This is a genomic window from Caballeronia arvi (assembly GCF_001544695.2).
GTDB classification, from domain to species: domain Bacteria; phylum Pseudomonadota; class Gammaproteobacteria; order Burkholderiales; family Burkholderiaceae; genus Caballeronia; species Caballeronia arvi.
In genome coordinates, this window is the sequence record NZ_FCOM02000017.1 from 19,465 (window position 1) to 33,623 (window position 14,159).

Annotated in this window: 15 protein-coding genes; 11 read left to right on the forward strand and 4 right to left on the reverse strand. The window is 62.3% G+C overall.

Going from position 1 to position 14,159, the window contains the following annotated elements:
* Nucleotides 1-64 precede the first annotated feature (64 nt).
* Complete coding sequence (locus AWB74_RS19955; protein ID WP_061148467.1) at nt 65-259, forward strand: hypothetical protein; 195 nt, start codon at nt 65-67, stop codon at nt 257-259.
* A 42-nt stretch (nt 260-301) separates the two neighbouring features.
* On the opposite strand, the gene AWB74_RS19960 is transcribed toward AWB74_RS19955, so the two are convergent.
* Nucleotides 302-940, reverse strand: a complete 639-nt coding sequence (locus AWB74_RS19960) for an NADPH-dependent FMN reductase (RefSeq protein WP_061148468.1) — start codon at nt 938-940, stop codon at nt 302-304.
* 378 nt (nt 941-1,318) lie between these two features.
* The gene (locus AWB74_RS19965) at nt 1,319-2,014 is read right to left on the reverse strand and encodes a peptidoglycan DD-metalloendopeptidase family protein (RefSeq protein ID WP_160110288.1); all 696 of its coding nucleotides are present in this window, start codon (nt 2,012-2,014) and stop codon (nt 1,319-1,321) included.
* Nucleotides 2,015-2,748: 734 nt separating this feature from the next.
* Between AWB74_RS19965 and AWB74_RS19970 the strand changes: the two genes are divergently transcribed.
* From AWB74_RS19970 to AWB74_RS19980, 3 genes are all read left to right on the forward strand, one after another.
* Nucleotides 2,749-3,306: a septal ring lytic transglycosylase RlpA family protein gene (locus AWB74_RS19970; RefSeq protein WP_087039113.1), complete on the forward strand. Its 558-nt coding sequence runs from the start codon at nt 2,749-2,751 to the stop codon at nt 3,304-3,306.
* A gap of 205 nt (nt 3,307-3,511) precedes the next feature.
* Nucleotides 3,512-3,796 carry a hypothetical protein gene (locus AWB74_RS19975; RefSeq protein WP_061148470.1) on the forward strand — a complete coding sequence of 95 codons (285 nt, stop codon included), beginning with the start codon at nt 3,512-3,514 and terminating at the stop codon, nt 3,794-3,796.
* A complete protein-coding gene (locus AWB74_RS19980; protein ID WP_061148471.1) occupies nt 3,793-4,743 on the forward strand; it encodes an FkbO/Hyg5 family chorismatase in 951 nt (316 codons plus the stop codon). Before AWB74_RS19975 ends, AWB74_RS19980 begins: the two co-directional genes overlap by 4 nt.
* Here the strand turns inward: AWB74_RS19980 and AWB74_RS19985 are convergent.
* Nucleotides 4,735-5,604, reverse strand: a complete 870-nt coding sequence (locus AWB74_RS19985) for a LysR family transcriptional regulator (protein WP_061148472.1) — start codon at nt 5,602-5,604, stop codon at nt 4,735-4,737. The two genes, AWB74_RS19980 and AWB74_RS19985, sit on opposite strands and share 9 nt — an antisense overlap.
* Before the next feature lie 86 nt (nt 5,605-5,690).
* On the opposite strand from AWB74_RS19985, the gene AWB74_RS19990 reads away from it, so the two are divergent.
* Nucleotides 5,691-6,632: a DMT family transporter gene (locus AWB74_RS19990; RefSeq protein ID WP_235024629.1), complete on the forward strand. Its 942-nt coding sequence runs from the start codon at nt 5,691-5,693 to the stop codon at nt 6,630-6,632.
* On the opposite strand, the gene AWB74_RS19995 is transcribed toward AWB74_RS19990, so the two are convergent.
* On the reverse strand, nt 6,589-7,494 hold the full coding sequence (locus AWB74_RS19995; RefSeq protein ID WP_061148473.1) for a LysR family transcriptional regulator: 906 nt from the start codon (nt 7,492-7,494) through the stop codon (nt 6,589-6,591). The genes AWB74_RS19990 and AWB74_RS19995 overlap by 44 nt on opposite strands.
* Before the next feature lie 126 nt (nt 7,495-7,620).
* On the opposite strand from AWB74_RS19995, the gene AWB74_RS20000 reads away from it, so the two are divergent.
* From AWB74_RS20000 to AWB74_RS20025, 6 genes are all read left to right on the forward strand, one after another.
* On the forward strand, nt 7,621-9,747 hold the full coding sequence (locus tag AWB74_RS20000; RefSeq protein WP_061148474.1) for a 3-hydroxyacyl-CoA dehydrogenase NAD-binding domain-containing protein: 2,127 nt from the start codon (nt 7,621-7,623) through the stop codon (nt 9,745-9,747).
* A gap of 12 nt (nt 9,748-9,759) precedes the next feature.
* A complete protein-coding gene (locus tag AWB74_RS20005; RefSeq protein ID WP_061148475.1) occupies nt 9,760-10,950 on the forward strand; it encodes an acyl-CoA dehydrogenase family protein in 1,191 nt (396 codons plus the stop codon).
* 12 nt (nt 10,951-10,962) lie between these two features.
* Nucleotides 10,963-12,102 carry an acyl-CoA dehydrogenase family protein gene (locus AWB74_RS20010; protein WP_061148476.1) on the forward strand — a complete coding sequence of 380 codons (1,140 nt, stop codon included), beginning with the start codon at nt 10,963-10,965 and terminating at the stop codon, nt 12,100-12,102.
* A gap of 41 nt (nt 12,103-12,143) precedes the next feature.
* Nucleotides 12,144-12,398, forward strand: a complete 255-nt coding sequence (locus AWB74_RS20015) for a hypothetical protein (protein WP_061148477.1) — start codon at nt 12,144-12,146, stop codon at nt 12,396-12,398.
* 138 nt (nt 12,399-12,536) lie between these two features.
* On the forward strand, nt 12,537-13,574 hold the full coding sequence (locus AWB74_RS20020) for an alpha/beta fold hydrolase (RefSeq protein ID WP_061148478.1): 1,038 nt from the start codon (nt 12,537-12,539) through the stop codon (nt 13,572-13,574).
* Between the two features lie 26 nt (nt 13,575-13,600).
* The gene (locus tag AWB74_RS20025; protein ID WP_061148479.1) at nt 13,601-14,098 is read left to right on the forward strand and encodes a cytochrome P460 family protein; all 498 of its coding nucleotides are present in this window, start codon (nt 13,601-13,603) and stop codon (nt 14,096-14,098) included.
* The last annotated feature ends 61 nt before the right edge of the window (nt 14,099-14,159 follow it).

Consider the following 14,159-nt stretch of genomic DNA (forward strand, 5'->3'; position numbering starts at 1 on the left):
GCTTGTTTGTCCAGGCGTTCTTTACGACCTAGATTTGAGCTATTCATGCATTCGGAGCCGATCCATGCCGCACTTTCTGACTCGATACGTGCGTAAGCACTTCACGAAAGACGACGCGGCGCAGACCGCGCCAACGCAGAACGACACCACGCGCGCGGAACAGCTCGAGCACATCTCCGCCTACGCGCGCGCGGGATATTTCAACATGGGCTATACCGTCGACGCATTCCAGTTGCCGGGCGAGTCGGCGCTGCACTGAAACGGAAAGCTGCGCGCGATGCGCAGCATCATCGTTCGACATTCAATCCTGCGCAAGCGCGACGCGTCGTTCCACCGCGTGATGTTCGTCCGCGCGCGCCGCGCCGAACGCGAGCGCAAAGGTCGAAGCCTGCCGCCCCACGGTGCGAAGCTGCTCGACCACTTTCGGATCGGAACACGTATCGGCGGATTGGAAGCGCGTTTCCAGCGTATTGACCGCGGCGCCGAAAGGCGTCGGCCATCCGCGCAGCGCGTGCACGATCGAGCGCAATGACGTGAGCACCGTGCCCGCCGCCTGCCATCCATATGCCGTGACGATGCTGCCGACCGCGCGGCCGTCGAGATAGGGACGTTCGTCGAGACGCAGCTCTTCCAGCGTATCCAGCGCGTTTTTGACGAGCCCCGAGATGCCGCCGTGATAACCGGGCGTCGCGATGACGAGCGCATCCGCCGCGCGCACCGCTTCGATGAGTTCATGCTGCTCGTCGGTGAGCTCGCGCGTTTCCGGCGCATAGTGCGGCAGGCTGTGCAGGAACGCGCCGCCGAAGAGCTGCACGCTCGCACCGGCTTCCTGCGCGCCGCGCAGCGCAAAAGCGAGCGCCCGTTCGGTCGATGATTGCGGCCGCGTCGTGCCGCCGATGCCGACGACGCGTGGCCGCCGCGATGAAATGGATCGAGACAAGTTCGATACTCCCCTGGATGTCGAGTCAGACGAACGCGCCGTTGCGCAAGGCCATGTACGCGTTATGATTTAAAGACGTCATCCATCTACGTTATGGGAGTAGATCGCATTCGCCAACGAAGCGAATCTGCTAAGCAATGCACGCAGACGGCTTTTGCGACGATGACCCCGATGACGCGTGATGCGCAGGGCATCTCGCGGTAGGCGCAGCACGTGCCGGCCGTCGAGAAGATCTAACTGGAGAAGATGAGGCAGAGTCCGGCGCGGGCGAAGTTCTCAGCCGGGAATGGAGTGTGTCGATGAGGCAGCTCGTGAATGAAGGCCGCGCGATATGGTTTGCAGCCATATCGCGCTTCATCACCGTGCGCCGTTCACGCGTTACTGCGGATTTCTCGCACTTAGATAGCCCAGCGGGTCCACCGGTGATCGATCTATTCGTACTTCGAAGAGAAATGATGGCTTGCCATCAGCCTGAGCGCCCATTTCTGCAATCGCCTGTCCTTGCTTCACAGACGCGCCTGCGCGCACGAGTGCGCGATGAACATTGCCATAGGCCGTGATGAGATGCTCGTCGTGTTTGACCACGACCAGGTTTCCGTATCCCTCGATTTTGCTGCCCACATAGACAACACGTCCGTTCCGAACCGATTTGATCGATTCACCGGTGGCGCCGCCCACTGTGATTCCCTTCGAACCCGATGCTCCAAAGGCTGCGATGAGCGGGCCAGTTGCGGGCCAAGGGAATCGGTCGGCGGCTTGTTTTCCCAAAGCGGGCTGGACGGCTTCGGACTGAGTCGGGCGGGACGATGAAGCCGCAGGTGGACCGACTCGCAACCGCTGGCCCACGCTTAACGCACCGTCAGCGGGGATCGCGTTCCAGGAGGCGAGCTCCGTGACGCTGCGTCCGTAAGCGTTCGCTATCGAGGCCAGCGTGTCGCCTGGCGCGGCGACGTAGTAGCCCGCGGGCAGCGCCGTAGCGGGAGTGGGTGCGATGAGCGAACCGGATATGACGGGTTGCGCTTCCGGTTTGGATGCATTGCTCGCGCAACCGGCCGCGATAAACGGGATGCACATGAGGCCGGTCCTGACCGTGTTCCGGAGCAGGACGCTACGCCCGTTGGTAAGACTGAATCGATACGACATCTTTTGAATTCGTTGACCTTCTGATGACTTTACTTGGGCCGCTACCAACCCTTTCCGGAACCGTTTCTTAATGCTGAGTTGCCTCAGTGGCAAACGGTTCATGATCCGTGCTGGGTTCTTTGCTGTCATGTCCACGTGCCCGGGCCTTAGACGTGCTGCGATGCTTTCCCCAGTAGTTGCGATCGGGCGCTCTCACGACGGCCTCGGTAGCCGGTATGGAGTTCGATCCGTCGACGCCACCTTGCGCTCCGGCTCTCTTGTCACGAACCGTGACAGAGTGAGCGATGCAGCACACCGCTACGCTTGCCGCGACGATGAGAAACGGGATCAGAGGCTTCATGAAGTGGCCATCGAATGCTGATTTCAACGAGACAAACCAGAGGTTCGCGAGCCGGAACTCTGCTGTTGCCCTAGGTAATGAAAGCGTTCGGGACAGTAGAGCAATCAACCGTGTTCAACCATAAGAGTAATCCGAGTCGATATCGACATGGCTCCTCGAATCGGAAAGCAACGCTCGGGCGAATTTCACTGAACGCGCCGCATGTTTGTCAAAGATTTTGATTGCAGGACCGTCTGGTCAACTTCCCGAAACGTACGGCGTTACTGCCTGACATTCCGAATCCCGTCAGGCCTTCGGACCTTCTCATGATTCAAGGAGAGAAGCCGTGTCGTATCGAGTGTTGTCATGGACTGCCTGTCTGCTGTTCGCGGGTTGTGCCGGACAAGTAAAAAATCCGTCGGCGGAAGAAAGCCGTTCGGCAGATATTAAAATTGCAACGCAGTCCGAATCGTCTCCGGATTCTGCTGCTTCCAGCGTGAATGTCCCATCGGCCATTGGACTTCAGAGTGCGCCGCTCTTACTGAAGCCGCCTGCGCAAGCGAGCACGGATTTCGTGCAGGCTGGCAGGGCGTCATGGTACGGCAAGAAGTTTCAGGGGCGTCGTACGGCGAGCGGCGAGCGTTTCGACATGCATGCTTTGACGGCGGCACATCGAACGCTGCCGTTTGGAACCTACGTTCGTGTCAGCAATGGATCGAAGACGAGATCGGTGATCGTCCGCATCAACGATCGAGGACCGTACATCAAAGGACGCGTCATTGATTTGTCGTTGGCGGCGGCGAGGATGCTTGGATTGCGTGAAATTCAGGCAGGGCCTGTAATCCTGGAGAGGGTTGGCGAACGCAACCGGCTTACACCGTCCTATACGGCTGCGCATAAGTAAGCGGAATCGCAAGCGAGGCCGTTCAACTCATACTGCCCGACCGCGTGATACTTCCATCGCACGCTAAGCAAACGGCTTGATTTCGCCATCGCTCTCGCACGATCGTTCTCCGCATTGCCACACGTCGTCGCCGACGCGTGTGGTATAAGCACCGCATGCGCGCGCCAAGCCTCGCGGCGCGCAACGAACGTGACAGGAGCGTGCAGTGAGAAGGACCGCCGAAAACAAGTTGAAGGTGGTCGCAGTGCGGGTCGATCCACAATTCGAGCAACGGCTGCGACTACTGGCTGAAGTGACGGGGCGCAAGCAATCGTTCTTTCTTCAGCAGATGATCGAGAACGGCATCAGCGCAATGGAGGAGACCTGGCTGCCGCCGGAGCTTCTCGAACAAGTGAAGAGCGGCACCTTGCCTGCATTACAGCAGGATCGCGTCGCGACCGCGGATCTTTTCGGCGACCCGTCCGCCGAAGAGCCGGATCAGGTTTCATGATCGCGTCCCGCTTCGTCCGTATCGACGAGACGTGCGAAAGCGGCGTGCTTGCACGCATCGTTTTCGGCGATACGAGCGGGCGGCCAAGCATCGAGAACGGCGTGCCGACGCTGCACCTCGACATGTACGACGACGCGCGCAATGGCTTCGCCGAAATCTGGCCAGCCGCCGCGCCGATTCGCAGCGGAACCTTCAACGACCTCGTCTTCGCTCACGACGACGAGTTTCTGTTTTGCGCAGGCTTCATCCCGTCTTCCGATCGATACACCGACGCCACGCGCCAAGCCTATGGCGATGCGTTTGCGCTCGTGCGCGAACTGGGCTTTCCGAAGATTTTCCGCATGTGGAACTTCATCCCGCATATCAACGACGAAAATCGGGAAGGGCTGGAGGTGTATCGCGATTTCTGCCGCGGACGCGCCGTCGCATTCGAAGAGGACTACGCGTCGGCCTCGGGCATGCCGGCGGCGACGGGCATCGGCACATGGGGCGATGGCGTCGGCTTCTATTTTCTGGCGTGCCGCGAGAGCGCGGTCAGGCACATCGAGAATTCGCGTCAGACGCCCGCATACGAATATCCGCAGCGCTACGGTCCGAAAGCGCCGAGCTTCGCGCGCGGCACGCAATTGGGCGATGCGCTATTCGTATCGGGCACGGCCAGCATTCTCGGGCACGAGACGATGCATGCGGGCGATCTGCACAAGCAGTGGGGCGTCGCTGTCGACAACATCGCGCATCTGATCGGCTCGCAACACTACGCGCTGCGCGATATCGACCAGATCAAGGTCTATTATCGGCACGCGACCGACCTGCCATCGGTAACGAAACTCGCAAAGAGCGCGTTTCATCCCGATGCAAACATCCGCTATCTGAAGGTCGATATCTGCCGCGCCGATCTACTGGTGGAGATCGAAGGCATCGCGTCACGCCTGCATCGATCAGATTGACGTCGATTGCCTGAGCGTCTTCACGAGCAGGCTTTGCAGGCTATCGACCGCTTTCGAACCGCGTGAATCGCGGCTTCGATATACCGCGACTTCCATCGGCTCCAATGGCCCGAGACCTTCGTCGCTGCCGAGAATGCGCAAATGCTCCGGCGCGCTGCATTGCGTAAGCACCGCGACGGCCAGACCGCTTTCGACGGCCGCAATCTGCCCGGCGAGACTGGAACTGTTGTAGACCACTTTGTAGCGGCGCCCTTGCAGCGCGAGCGAATTGATTGCGCCGCGCCGCGCAAGGCTCGTGCTCTCGTAGACGGCGATCGGCAACGGATCGCGCCGCCATGACTCGAACTGCGCCGCACCGACCCAGACCATCGGCTCATGAAAGAGCAGCGTGCCGCGCCGGCCGTGATCGCGCGACACCAGCGCGATATCGAGCTCGCCGTTCGCGACACGCGGAATCAGCGAAGTCGATTGCTCGCAGATCAGTTCGATCTCGACGCCGCTGTGTTTCGTTGCAAAGCGTTTGAGCACGGGCGTCAGATACTTCGCCGCGTAGTCGTCAGGCACGCCGAGGCGCACGCGGCCGCTCAGTTGCTCGCCTTGCAGCGCGACGTGGGCTTCGGCGTGCAGATCGAGAATGCGCCGCGCGTAGCCGAGCAGCGTCTGGCCGTCGTGGGTCAGTTCGAGCGTACGCGAATTCCGCTCGATGAGCCGCATTCCCAGCGCGCTTTCCAGCTTCTTCAACTGCATGCTCACCGCCGATTGCGAGCGATGCACTTCGCTGGCCGCGCTCGACAGCGAACCCGCGTCGACGACCGCGACGAAGCATTTGAGCCAGTCGGTTTGCAGATCGTGTTGTTTCATGGTCTCTGCGATGCTTTCGAAAATCGAATGAATGACGTTCGAATTATGCGCTTTTCGTTCGCATCATCGGGGCACACACTGCGGGCATGGATACCCTTCACACGACAATGCGCTTTGCGGAGCGCCGCGCGCCAGGCGCCTGGCCTTTTTTGCTCGGCTGCGTGCTGCTTGGCACCATCGGCGTTTTCCTGCATGAGGCCCACGCCGATCCATTGACCGCGACGTGGTTTCGCTGCGCATTCGGGCTGCTCGGCATGAGCGCGTGGGTGATCCTGCGCGGGCAAACGCGTTTTCTGCGCCTGACGCGACGCACTGGGCCGTGGGTGCTCGCCGCCGGCATGCTGATGGTGCTGAACTGGGCGCTCTTCTTCAGCGCGGTCGAGCGCATTTCGGCGGGCGTCGCGATCGTGCTGTTCCATGTTCAGCCGATGTGGGTGCTGGTGCTCGCATCGTTGTTGCTCAAAGAGGCGATCGGCAGACGGCGCATCGTTGCGGTGGCGGTCGCGATGTTCGGACTGGTGCTTGCGACCGGCATCGCAGAGCATGCGACGGGCGGCACGCTGAACGCCGGCTATTGGATCGGCGTTGCGGCATGCATCGCGGGTTCGTTCTGTCTGGCGTGCGTGACCATCATCGCGAGACGGCTGCGTGAGATGCCGGCCGGCGTCCTCGCGTGGTGGCAATGCGCGGTTGGCACGCTGGTGCTGTGCATCTGGCCGATGGAGCACGGATGGCCCGCGTGGGGCGTATCGTGGGCGTGGCTCGCGGGGCTCGGGTTGATCCACACGGGGCTGGCTTATACGCTCATTTACATCGGCATGGCGCGTATGAATACGGGGCGCATCGCGGTGCTGCAGTTCGTTTATCCGGCGGTGGCCATCGTCATCGACTGGTGGTATTTCGATCAGCGATTGAGCAGCGTGCAGCTTGCGGGGATTGCGGTGATGTCGGTGGCGATGTGGTTTGCAGAGGGGGAGCGACGCGTCAATGCCGCCCCCGTCCCGCCTTCTGCGCCCGATCGAGCATGAACTCGATGAAAGCCAGCGTCGCGCGCGTGTGATGCCGGTTCGGCATATACAGCATGTACATGTGCGTGCCGAAGATGCTGAGACGCCATTCATCGAGCGCGGTGACCACATCGCCGCGCCGCATGTCTTCCATCACGACATAATCCGGCACGATCCCGACGCCCAGCCCCGCGAGAATCGAATCGCGCAGAAAGAGAAAGTTCTCCGATATCACGCTCGGCTCCAGCAGCACTTCATGACGTTCGTCGCCGAGATAGGCGGCCACCCGCGTCTGCTTGCCGACCACCGACGCGGTGATCACCGGCGCCACGCGCAGTTCTTCGAGCCGCGTCGGCATGCCGTGCGCCTGCGCATACGCCGACGACGCGCACGCGACATAACGCACCGGCCCCATATCGCGCGCGACGAGGCTCGGCGGCGGCTCGGGCATCACGCGTACGGCGATATCGACTTCATCGCGCATCAGATCTTCGACGCGATTCTCGAACATCACGTCGAGCACGATATCCGGATACTCCCGCTTGAACGCGATCAGCCATTCCGACATCACGAGCTGCCCGTAACCGCTCGGCACCGATAGCCGCACGCGTCCCTGTAGCCGTTGCCCGAGCGTCGACACCGATTCCTGCGCCGCGAGCAGCGCGTTGCGGATCGACAGGCCATGCTCATACAGTTTCAGGCCGAGTTCGGTCGGCTCGACGCGGCGCGTCGTGCGCCGCACGAGTTGCAGGCCGACCGACTTTTCGAGCTGGTTCAGGTGATAGCTGACATTGGCGCGGCTCATCTTGAGGCGGCGCGCGGCTTCGCTCAGATTGCCCGCATCGAGGATTTCGACCAGCAGCGTGAGTTCGTTGACATCCATGGCGATATTGATTGTCAAAAGCGATTTGACAGTCTGTCAATCGTCGCTGTAATTGTCAAGGATGCCTTTCCCCGCGAGAATGCATCCACGCCATTCCGAAAAAAATCCAATCAGGAGACTCGATCCATGACGCTCTCGAGCGCGCCCGAAACCGCGGCCGTCCAACACGAATTGCGCGGCAGCGTCCTCGTCGTGACGATCGATCATGCGCCCGTCAACGCGATCAACGCCGCCGTGCGGCGCGGCCTCATCGACGCGATCGACGCCGCCGATGCGAACGCGTCCGCGCGCGCGGTGCTGATCGTGGGCGCGGGCCGCGGCTTCATCGCCGGCGCGGATATCCGCGAGTTCGGCAAGCCGGCAGTGCCGCCGTCGCTGCCCGACGCGTGCAACCGTATCGAAGCGTGCAGCAAGCCGGTCGTCGCGGCGATCCACGGCGCGGCGCTCGGCGGCGGGCTGGAAATCGCGCTGGCGTCGCATTACCGGATCGCCGTCGAGGGTGCGAAGCTCGGCCTGCCGGAAGTGCTGCTGGGTCTTTTGCCCGGCGCGGGCGGCACGCAGCGCTCGGCGCGTCTGATCGGCGCCGAGGCCGCGTTGTCGCTGATGCTGAGCGGCCGTCACGTCGGCGCGCAGGAAGCGCTGCGTCTCGGTCTCGTCGATCGCGTCGGCCAGAGCGATGACGTGTTCGCCGAAGGGCTCGCCTACACGCACGAACTCATCGCGACGCAGGCCGCTCCGCGTCGCACGAAAAACGCGCGCGGTCTCGCGGACAAGGACGCGAGCAACGCCGCGATCGCGGCCGCGCGCGCGCAAACGCAGAAGAAATCGCGTGGGCTGCTGTCGCCGCTGAAGATCGTCGATTGCGTGGAAGCGGCGCTGAATCTTCCCTTCGATGAAGGTCTGCGCTTCGAGCGCGAACGATTCCTCGAATGCCGCGAAAGTCCGCAGCGCGCGGGGCTCGTGCATGCGTTCTTCGCCGAGCGCGAGGTGCAGAAGTCGCCGGAAACGCGCGACGCCAGGCCGCGCGAGATTCGCTCGGTGGGCGTCGTCGGCGGCGGAACGATGGGCGCGGGCATCGCCGTCGCGCTGCTCGATGCGGGCCGCGCGGTGACGATGATCGAACGCGACGATGCATCGCTCGAACGCGGCCGCGCGCACGTCGAAAACGTGTACGACGCGCTGATCGGGAAAGGGCGCATCCCGCAGGAAACGAAGGTGCGCGCACTGCAGCGCTTCGAAGGCGCCACGCGCTACGACGCACTCGCCGACGCCGATCTCGTGATCGAAGCCGTCTTCGAGGATATGGCCGTGAAGAAAGCCGTGTTTGCCGAGCTCGATCGCGTGTGCAAGCCGGGCGCGGTGCTCGCGACCAACACGTCGTATCTCGACATCGACGAGATCGCGGCGAGCATCTCGCGTCCGCAAGACGTGCTCGGGCTGCACTTCTTCTCGCCGGCGAACATCATGAAGCTGCTCGAAGTGCTCGTGCCCGCGCGCGCCGCCGCCGATGTCGTCGCGACCGGCTTCGAGCTCGCGAAGAAGCTGAAGAAAGTGGCGGTGCGCGCGGGCGTGTGCGATGGCTTCATCGGCAATCGCATGCTCGCGGTGTATCGCGCAGCGGCGGACCATTTGCTGGAAGACGGCGCATCGCCGTATCAGATCGATCAAGCTGTGCGCGACTTCGGCTTTCCGATGGGCCCGTATCAGGTCATCGATCTCGCCGGCGGCGATATCGGCTGGGCCGCGAGAAAGCGCCGCGCCGCGACGCGCGATCCGAACGCGCGCTATGTGCGTATCGGCGATGAATTATGCGAGCGCGGCTGGTTCGGCCAGAAGACGGGACGCGGTTTCTATCGCTACGAAGATGGCGCGCGCATCGGCAAGCCGGATGCGGAAGTCGAGGCGATCATCGACGCAGAGCGCGCGCGTGCTGGCATCACGCCGCGCATGTTCAGCGACGACGAGATCGTGCGCCGCTACATGGCCGCGATGATCAACGAAGGCGCGAACATCGTGCATGAAGGCATTGCGCAGCGCCCGCTCGATGTCGACGCCACGCTGATGCACGGCTTCGGTTTTCCGCGTCATCGCGGCGGTCCGATGCACTACGCGGACACTATCGGCCTTGCCAGCGTGCTCGCCGATATCCGCGCATTCGCGAAGGACGATCCGCTGTTCTGGCGCGCATCGCCATTGATCGTCGATCTCGTCGAGCGTGGCAAGAATTTCGCGAGCCTGAATCAATCTTCATAGGGATCAGCCGTCATGGACCTGAAATTCACCGCAGAGGAAGAGTCGTTCCGTGCCGAAGTGCTCGAATTCCTGCGCACGTCGTTGCCGGAGCGCATCGCGCAAAAAGTACGCACGGGCAAGCGCCTGACACGCGACGACATGGCCCAATGGCACGGCATTCTCGACTCGAAAGGCTGGCTCGCGAATCACTGGCCCAAGGAATACGGCGGACCCGGTTGGACCGCGGTGCAGAAGTTCATCTTCGAGAACGAATGCGCGATTGCGGGCGCGCCGCGCATCGTGCCCTTCGGCGTGAACATGCTCGGGCCGGTGCTCATCAAGTACGGCAGCGAGGCGCAGAAGCGCTACTGGCTGCCGCGCATTCTCGATGGCTCCGACTGGTGGTGTCAGGGTTATTCGGAGCCGGGCGCGGGCTCTGATCTCGCGGCGGTGCGCACATCGGCGGTGCGCGGTATCGATGATCAGGGCGAGCACTACATCGTCAACGGACAGAAGACGTGGACCACGCTCGCGCACTACGCGAACATGATCTTCTGCCTCGTGCGCACCTCGCAGGATGCACGCAAGCAGGAAGGCATCAGCTTTCTGCTGATCGACATGAACACGCCGGGCGTGGAAGTGCGTCCGATCATCACGCTCGACGGCGAGCATGAAGTCAACGAAGTCTTCTTCACCGATGTCCGCGTGCCCGCCGCGAATCTCGTCGGCGAGGAGAACATGGGCTGGACGTATGCGAAGTATCTGCTGACCTACGAGCGCACGAATATTGCGGGCGTGGGCTTTTCGGTTGCAGCGCTGGGCCGCCTGAAAGCGGCTGCGGGCAAGATGCAGAGCAATGGCCGTGCGCTGATCGACGATCCCTTGTTCGCCGCGCGACTCGCGCGTGTGGAGATCGATCTCGAGAACATGAAAACGACGAACCTGCGTGTGCTCGCGGCGGTTGCGGGCGGCGGCGCGCCGGGCGCGGAAAGCTCGATGCTCAAGATTCGCGGAACCGAAATTCGCCAGGAGATCTCGTCGTTGATGCGCCGCGCGATGGGGCCGTATGCGCAGCCGTTCATCGAAGAAGCATTCGAAGATGATACGGATGCCGAAGCATCGACGGCAGCCGCGCAGTACTTCAACAATCGAAAGCTGTCGATCTTCGGCGGCTCCAACGAAATTCAGAAGAACATCATCGCGAAGATGATGCTCGGGCTTTAAAGGAATCGCGCGATGAATTTCCAGCACACCGAAGACCGGCGGATGCTCGCGGATTCGCTGAACCGCTTCATCGTCGAGCAATATGGGTTCGAAATGCGCGACCGCATTGCGCGCTCGGACGAAGGCTTCAGCCGCGACATGTGGCAGCGCTTTTGCGAGCTCGGCATCATCGGCGCGTTCTTCGATGAAGCGGCGGGCGGCTTCGGCGGCGATGGATTCGATGTCGCCGTCGTGTTCGAAGCGCTCGGGCGCGGGCTCGTCGTCGAGCCGTTTCTCGATGCGCTGATCGTCGGGCGCGCGCTTGCACATGCGGGCAACGAGGCGCAGCGCGAGATCATCGCGAAGATGATCGATGGCTCAACCATCGCGGCATTCGCGCACGATGAACCGGGCTCGCACTACGAGCGCGCACGCGTGACGACGCGCGCCACGCGGCGGGGCGATCAATGGGTGCTGAAGGGCGCGAAGGGCGTCGTGCAGCAGGGCGAGCATGCCGACGTGCTGCTCGTGTCGGCGCGCACGTCCGGCGGCGATTTCGAACGAGCGGGCATAGCGCTTTTCTTGGTGCCGCGTGAGCATCGGGGCGTGGGTGTCCGTGGCTATCGAAAGATCGATGGCGGACGCGCAGCGGAAGTCGTGCTCGACGATGTAACGCTCGATGCCGATGCTGTCATCGGTCATGAAGGCGATGGCTACGCGACGCTCGAACATGCGGTGGGTTATGGACTCGTCGCGCTGGCATCGGAAGCGGTCGGCGCGATGGACGTCGCGAAAGAGCACACGCTCGAGTATCTGCGCACGCGAAAGCAGTTCGGCGTGCCGATCGGCGCGTTTCAGGCGCTGCAGCATCGCATGGCCGACGTGCTGCTCGACATCGAACAGGCGCGCTCGGCTGCGATCAACGCGGCGGCGGCGGTCAGTGAATCGGGTGTCGCGCGTGAGCGTGCGTTGTCGGCGGCGAAGTATTCGGTCGGACGCATCGGCGCGCGCGTCGCGGAGGAGTCGATTCAACTGCACGGCGGCATCGGCATGACGTGGGAGCTGCCGCTTTCTCACTACGCGAAGCGCCTCGTGATGATCGATCATCAACTCGGCGACGAGGATCATCATCTTGCCCGCTACATCGAGCTTGGACGCGCTTTGGCTGCTTGAGCGCGTGCCTTGCAAATGAACTAGCCTGAGGCCCGAAGACCATGCTTGCGATCATCAACGACACCGTCCGAAGCGACGCGGCCAAGCTCGCCGACAAGGAAGATGCCACGCTCTGGCGCTGGTTTTCCGGACTCTACGACGAAGGACGAATCCGCTGGTGCCGGTCCGCGCAAGGATGGCTCGTCAGCGTGGACCACAAGCATCTCGCGACCGAGCCGGACTTCGATGCGGCGATTCGCGTATCGCGTGAACGGTACTACAGCGGCAGGCTGAAACGCGCGGAACTTCGTCGCTGAAGCAAGCTTGTGTATCGCAATGTATCCGGACCATGCACCGATACATTGCGATTCAACTTAACGCGCATTCGACATGAGCCGGATACGTCAGCCGGTTCCAATATCCCCAAGCCAACACGCACAACAAGGGGAAATGCCATGTCGGATCAGATCAATACACGCCGCCGCCGTTTGCTGGGCACGACCGTTGCCGGCATCGGCCTTCTCGAACTCGGCCTGAGCGGGCTCGCGAAAGCGCAGCAGGCGAGCACGTCGCGCAGCGTGTCCGCGCCGCCCGCTTCGTTCACGAATCTCCGCCATGTCGAGACGCCGACGCTTCGCATCGGCTATGCGGAAGCCGGGCCGCACAATGGTCCCGTCGTCATACTCGTACACGGCTGGCCTTACGACATCCATAGCTTCGCCGAAGTCACGCCGATGCTCACAGCAGCGGGTTATCGCGTGCTCGTTCCGTATCTGCGAGGCTATGGCCCGACGCGCATTCTTTCCGCCGATACGCCGCGCAACGGACAGCAGGCGGCAATTGCGCATGACATCATCGAATTCATGGATGCCTTGAAGATCGACAAGGCGATTCTCGGCGGCTTCGACTGGGGCGCGCGCACGGTCAATATCATCGCGGCGCTGTGGCCGGAGCGCTGCAAGGCGATGGTGTCGGTGAGCGGCTATCTCATCGGCAATCAGAAGGCCGGCGAGAAGCCGTTGCCGCCGAAGGCGGAACTGCAATGGTGGTATCAGTTCTACTTCGCGACGGAGCGCGGCCGCGCGGGTTACGAAGCGAACCGTCACGACTTCAACAAGCTGATCTGGCGTCTCGCATCGCCGCAATGGCAGTTCGACGATACCGCTTATGAAATTTCGGCCGCTTCGTTCGATAATCCGGATCACGTGGAAATCGTGATTCACAACTATCGCTGGCGTCTGGGACTCGCGCAGGGCGAGCCGCAATTCGATGCGCTCGAAGCGCGCCTCGCCACCGCGCCGACGATCGCCGTGCCGACCATCACGATGGAAGGCGATGCGAACGGCGCGCCGCATCCCGAGCCGTCCGCGTATGCGAAGAAGTTCACCGGCAAGTATGAGCATCGGAATATCGGCGGCGGTGTCGGGCATAACTTGCCGCAGGAAGCGCCGCGCGCTTTCGCCGATGCGATCATCGATGTCGCGCGCTTTTGAAGCCATAAGAAAAGGAGTCGAGCGAAATGCTGCGAAGGACCATCGTTTGCTTGTCGTTGCTTTTGTCGCCGGTTGCGCATCACGCGCTGGCGGAGCCGTCGAAAGCTGCGGCCTCGCCGATTTATGGCGTCACCATTCCCGAGGGTTATCGCAAGTGGGAGCTGATCGCGCCCGCGGAAGAGGCCGCACCGCTCGATGAACTGCGCGTCGTGCTGGGCAATCCTGTCGCGATCAAAGCGATCGAGCACGCGACGCAGCCTTATCCCGATGGCACCATCCTCGTGAAGCTCGCATACAAGCGCAAGCAATCGCCCGACTTCGAACCCGCGACGGTGCCCGGACAGCCGACGACCGTGCAGGTGATGGTGAAGGACTCGCGCCGGTACGCGTCGACGGGAGGCTGGGGCTTCGGGCGCTTCGTGAACGGACAGCCCGTGGATGCGGCACAGCATCAGACGTGCTTCGCGTGTCATGCGGCGCGCGTGAAGGATCGGGATTACGTGTTCACGCGATTTGCGCCGTGAGCCCAAATTCCCCGCTCCCCACCCAAATCCGCCAAATAAGAGAGAATATCGGCCGAGCTCG